Genomic DNA, 5,414 nt, shown 5'->3' with positions numbered 1-5,414 from the left:
TGCCGTTGCAGCGGACGACTCCTGCCTGCCCGAAGCGGAGTTGAGCGACGAGGACTGCCAGCGTATGCAGCGGCGCCGGCGGCGCGGGTTCTGCGGGCGGGCGAGCGTGATCTCTGAGCCTGTGCAGCTGGATGAGGCGGACGGGCGCGAGGGGGCGGTTTAGGCCGGCGCTGGGTGGTTTGGGTTTCTGGGTTGGGTTCTGGGGCTGGGCTGTGCTGGACGGGCTGGATATCCCCGTGGGTGGGTGAGGTTATGCCCCTGCTGGCGGGTCGAATTTCGCCGATTTCGCATTAAAAAACGCGGATTCCGAAATTTTCCGGAATCCGCGTTTTTGTGTTTCGTCAGCGCTGTTCAGCGGGAGTTATCCGCGCAGGGTACCGCCGGTAGCCTTTTGAACGGACGCAACAATTTTGTTTGAGACCGCCTCGATATCCTCATCGGTGAGGGTCTTCTTGGTCGGCTGCAGGGTTACATCAATCGCGAGGGAGCGCTGACCTTCCGGCACGCCCTGCCCTTCGTAGATATCGAAGAGATTCACGTTTGTGATCAATGCTTTATCCGCACCTTTGGCGGCCTTCAGGAGCTTCTCAACCGGGATAGAGCTGTCTACCAGGAACGCAAAGTCCCGTTTTACCGGCATAAGATCCGCAGCATTCAACGCACCCTTGGATTTGGTCGCTTTCTTCTTCGGCTGAGGAACAGCGTCGATGAAGACTTCGAACGCCACGAGCGGGCCTTCAATATCTAATGCTTCCAAGGTCTTAGGGTGGATCTCACCGAAGTACGCCAGGGTGTTTTTCGGGCCCATTTTGAGGGCGCCGGAGCGGCCTGGGTGGTAGTAATCCGGAGCGTCGGTGAAGACCATCAGGTTGCCAACTTGCGCACCGATGGACTGCAGGACCGCACCCGCATCGGCCTTCGCGTCGAAAACATCAATGTTTTCAGCGTTTCCGGACCAGTGGCGACCGGAACCGGTTGGTTTGGCGGTACCACGGCGGATGCCGGCGATGACTATCTTCTGCCCTTTTTCGCTATCGTTTTCAAAGACTTGGCCGACTTCGAAGAGAGCGACGTCGGCGTAGCCGCGGTCTGCGTTGCGCTGTGCTGCGGTGAGCAGGCCAGGCAGCAGGGACGGACGCATGTCAGACATGTCTGCGGAGATCGGATTTGCCAATGATAGCAGTGGGTTACCGCCGCCGAAGTGCTCTGCGTGAGCTTTTGGAATGAAGGACCACAGAACAGCCTCGTCCATGCCGCGTGTTGCGAGTGCGCGGCGGGCATTAGAGCGGCGGATTTGGCTAACAGTTAGAACCTTCTGGGAGATTGGCTCCATGCGCGGCAGGGTAGCAGTTGGCACTTTGTCGATGCCGACAATGCGCATAACCTCTTCTACCAAATCAGCTTTCCCAAAGATGTCCGGACGCCAGCTTGGAGGAGAAACCTTGACCACATCGCCGTTGCCAGCGACCCAGAAGCCGAGCAGGGAGAGGATAGCTTTGATCTCACTGTAGGATACTTCCAGACCGGAGAGGCGTTTGACTTCGCTGAGTGGGAAGTCGATGATGCGCTCTTCCTGTGGCACTTCTCCTACAACGTGCGCGTCGGAAGCTTCGCCGCCGCCACATAGGTCCATGACCAATTTCGTAGCAACTTCAAGGCCTTCCACCATGTACGCCGGGTCCACACCGCGCTCGAAGCGGTAGCGGGCGTCGGTAGATACTCCCAGTTTACGACCTGTGCGGGCGATGTTGAGCGGATCCCAGAGAGCGCTTTCGATCACCACGTTACTGGTATTTTCGTCACAACCTGTTGTTTCTCCACCCATAATTCCGCCGAGGGACTCCAGACCGTTGTCGTCGGCAATGACAACGACGTTCTCATCGACGGCATAAGTCTTTCCGTCGAGGCCAACAAGTTCTTCACCTGCTTTGCCGTGACGGACGGTCAGGTCTCCGGAAACCTTATCTGCATCAAAGACATGCAGCGGGCGGCCCTGATCGAAGGTCATGTAGTTGGTGATGTCCACGAGGGCATTAATCGGGCGCAGACCGATAGCAACCAGACGCTTCTGCATCCATTTTGGAGACGGGCCGTTTTTGATGCCACGGACCACACGGTAGCCGAATGCAGGGCAGTGTTCCGGGCTATCCCCTAGATCCAAAAGGATTTTTAGGTCGTTTGCGTTGCTATGTGCGTTGATTTGCGTTTTTTGCGGGGTATTTAGCGTTCCTAAGCCGGAAGCAGCCAAATCACGCGCAATTCCGAACACGCTTGCACAGTCGGAGCGGTTCGGGGTCAGGCCGATTTCGATGACCGGATCGTCCAGACCAGCATATGCAACAAACGGGGTGCCGACTGGAGCGTCTTCTGGCAGGTCGATGACGCCGTCGTGTTCGTCGGATAACTCCAGCTCGCGCTCGGAGGCCATCATACCGTGGCTTTCCACATCGCGGATTTTACCAACGGACAATGTTACATCGAGACCGGGGATGTAATCACCGGGTTTTGCGAAGACGCCAATCAGGCCTTTGCGGGCGTTTGGTGCGCCGCAGACAACCTGCAGCGGCTCACCTTCGCCAGTGTCCACTTTCAGCACGCGCAGGCGGTCCGCATTCGGATGCTGCTCGGCTTCCAGAACGCGGGCAATTTTGAACGTGCCAAGGCGATCAGCTGGATTGGTGATTTCTTCCACTTCCAGCCCGATCAGCGTCAGGCGCTCTACAATTTCATCAAGGCTTGCATCGGTCTCAAGATGGTCCTTGAGCCAGGAAAGGGTGAATTTCATTTTATTAGCTCTTTACGTTTGGACCAAATTACTTGGAAAGACCGGAAACCAGCGCTGGCATATCCAGCGGGCGGAAGCCGTAGTGCTTGAGCCAGCGGACGTCTGCATCAAAGAAGGCGCGCAGATCGTTCATGCCGTATTTCAGCATTGCCAGACGGTCGATGCCGATGCCCCATGCGAAGCCCTGGTACACATCCGGGTCGAGACCACAGTTGCGCAGAACGTTGGAGTGCACCATGCCGCAGCCGAGGATTTCCATCCAGTCGTTGCCGGTACCGATTTTCACTTCAGAGCCGGAGCGGTCGCACTTCACGTCCACTTCCATGGATGGCTCGGTGAATGGGAAGAAGCTTGGGCGGAAGCGCAGCTCTACATCATCCACTTCGAAGAAGGCTTTGAGGAACTCTTCCAATGTGCCCTTCAGGTGGCCGATATGTGTGGTCTTGTCGATCACGAGGCCTTCCAGCTGGTGGAACATTGGTGTGTGAGTCTGGTCGCTGTCACAACGGTATGTGCGGCCCGGCATGATCAGGCGAAGCGGTGGTTCCTGAGATTTCATCGCGCGGATCTGCACTGGTGATGTGTGCGTGCGCAACAACATGCGGTCGCCTTCTTCCTTCTCGTTGAAGAAGAAAGTGTCGTGCATTTCGCGGGCCGGGTGGCCTTCCGGGAAGTTGAGCGCGGTGAAGTTCAGCTCATCGGTCTCGATGTCCGGGCCTTCAGCAACGGAGAAGCCCATGTCAGCGAAGATGGCGATCAGCTCATCAGTAACCTGAGAAATCGGGTGGATGCGGCCTTCTTCTGCCGGTGTGGTGCGCAGTGGCTGGCTCACATCAACGGTTTCAGAGGCGAGGCGCGCGTTGAGAGCTTCCTCTTTCAGCAGCTCTTTGCGGGCGGTGATTGCCTCACCAACGCGGTTTTTAAGGCCGTTGAGTGCAGGACCCATTTCCTTGCGCTCTTCCGGGCTCATTTTGCCAAGCGTTTTCATTTTTTCAGAAACGCTGCCCTTTTTGCCAAGGGCGGCAACGCGCACGTCTTCCAGTGCGGCTTCGGAGTCAGCACCGGCAATCGCGGTGTTAATCTCGGCTTCGAGTGTTTCGAGGTCGGACATAATCCCTCAAGGGTTTGGATGTGCCAGCAGCTGATTGAGACCTGAGTCCCAGCCGGGCAAATAAAATTCGTGGAGGTCTTTTAGCGAATGCTGGCAGCGCAATAAAGGGGCTGATTGAGTTTCAGCCTCTTAGATTTCCTCAATACTCCCGTTTTTCAGCGGAAACTGAGGAATTACGATGAAAACACCCGCTGAGGCTGCTCGTGAAATGGCACGCCCTGCCCCGCTGCCTAAACGCTCTTGCTTGAATGAAGACGCACAAACGGGCGAGCACAATGGCTCTGCGGTGCGGTTCACTCATGCATTGGGAGCTGTTCAAGCCAAGCGCATAAATCGCCCACACGCCGGACCATCATGGACACGGGCGGTGATCTTCTCAGCGATGTGCACGCGCAGCGGCATTGGGAATCCTTTGAGGATTGGTGGTGGTGTGTGGAGGGTAGCGGAAATGGCGGAGGATGGGAAGGTACATTATTGGTGTGCAACTGGCACTGGTGGGGCTTCGTTTGGTGCAATTTCATCAATTAAGATACGACTAATACGCATATTTGCCAGAGCATTTCTGACTGGATTGGGTACTTCAACAACTTCGCTATCCTCCATGCGGCTCCAGTCAAAGAGATCCGTGACATCTACATATGAACGAGCAATGTAATTAATTTCATCAAGGCATGATAGTCCACCAAGTCCCCTACCTGAATGATCTAAGTAATCAATATGCCGAGCATTTATAACTTGAATGTTCTCAAATATCGAAGAAATTTCACTCAGCTTGTTGTTATTTGATGAAAGCGCCTTATGCAGCATTTCGATCTCTCTCATAGGCAGCTCTACTTCAAACTCCAAGTCCCCAATCAGCTGTTGGACAGAAACTGCCGGATCTCGTTCATGGTTACGAATTTCTCGCAGTAATCTTTCATAGGATTGAGCTACCTTGGTTAAGTACCGGCACAAACTAGATAGTGCAAAAGCAAGCAATGCGCGATCCGCCTGCGCGATAGATTGCTGTTTTTGGTGCTGAGTGATTTGTTGACCTTGAGCAATTCTCTCAGCACTCAAACGCTGAGCCTCCATCTCATTTAGAGTTGCAGCACTCAATTTCGCTGTTATATTTGCGGCATATGCTGAGAAAGCAGCGGCAAATGCAGCACCAGCCGTCCCAAAAGCAACTACAAACTCAACCCAAGAGAAGTCTTTGAATGTCGCCTCAAATTGAATGGTATCATTCAGCAAGACGCCATTTAGTTGCAGGAAGCTCACAACAAAGATAAGCGCCAACCCAAAAATGAGCCCAGTGACGACTGTGAGCAAACCCCATGCAATGTATTTCATAGACAAAACCTAGCAGACAAATTCGCAGCATTTTCGGAGAGTTAGTATAACTATTTTGCAACTCATTGACAGGCATTTAGAGACAAGAACTAAAGCGTTTCGATCAAAGTTTGAATCTATGAGATTCCCCAAAACTTCGATTTGTGATTCACTCTGTTCGGGAGGATCACAGCATGCCAGCACCAC

At 54.2% G+C, this 5,414-nt stretch carries 3 protein-coding genes; all 3 read right to left on the bottom strand.

The features are described from left to right. Nucleotides 1–361: 361 nt before the first annotated feature. Entirely contained in the window at nt 362–2,785 is a 2,424-nt protein-coding gene (gene pheT, locus PPL9_RS17775; RefSeq protein WP_057463953.1) for a phenylalanine--tRNA ligase subunit beta, read from the bottom strand. A gap of 28 nt (nt 2,786–2,813) precedes the next feature. Beyond that, the gene (pheS, locus tag PPL9_RS17770; protein ID WP_057463952.1) at nt 2,814–3,896 is read right to left on the bottom strand and encodes a phenylalanine--tRNA ligase subunit alpha; all 1,083 of its coding nucleotides are present in this window, start codon (nt 3,894–3,896) and stop codon (nt 2,814–2,816) included. Between the two features lie 471 nt (nt 3,897–4,367). Then, nucleotides 4,368–5,228 carry a hypothetical protein gene (locus PPL9_RS17765; protein WP_057463951.1) on the bottom strand — a complete coding sequence of 287 codons (861 nt, stop codon included), beginning with the start codon at nt 5,226–5,228 and terminating at the stop codon, nt 4,368–4,370. Nucleotides 5,229–5,414 lie beyond the last annotated feature (186 nt).

Source organism: Pseudovibrio sp. POLY-S9, assembly GCF_001431305.1.
In the GTDB taxonomy this organism is placed as follows: Bacteria; Pseudomonadota; Alphaproteobacteria; order Rhizobiales; family Stappiaceae; genus Pseudovibrio.
The sequence above is the reverse complement of the archived record's forward strand: the minus strand, read 5'-3'. Positions and strand labels throughout refer to the sequence as shown.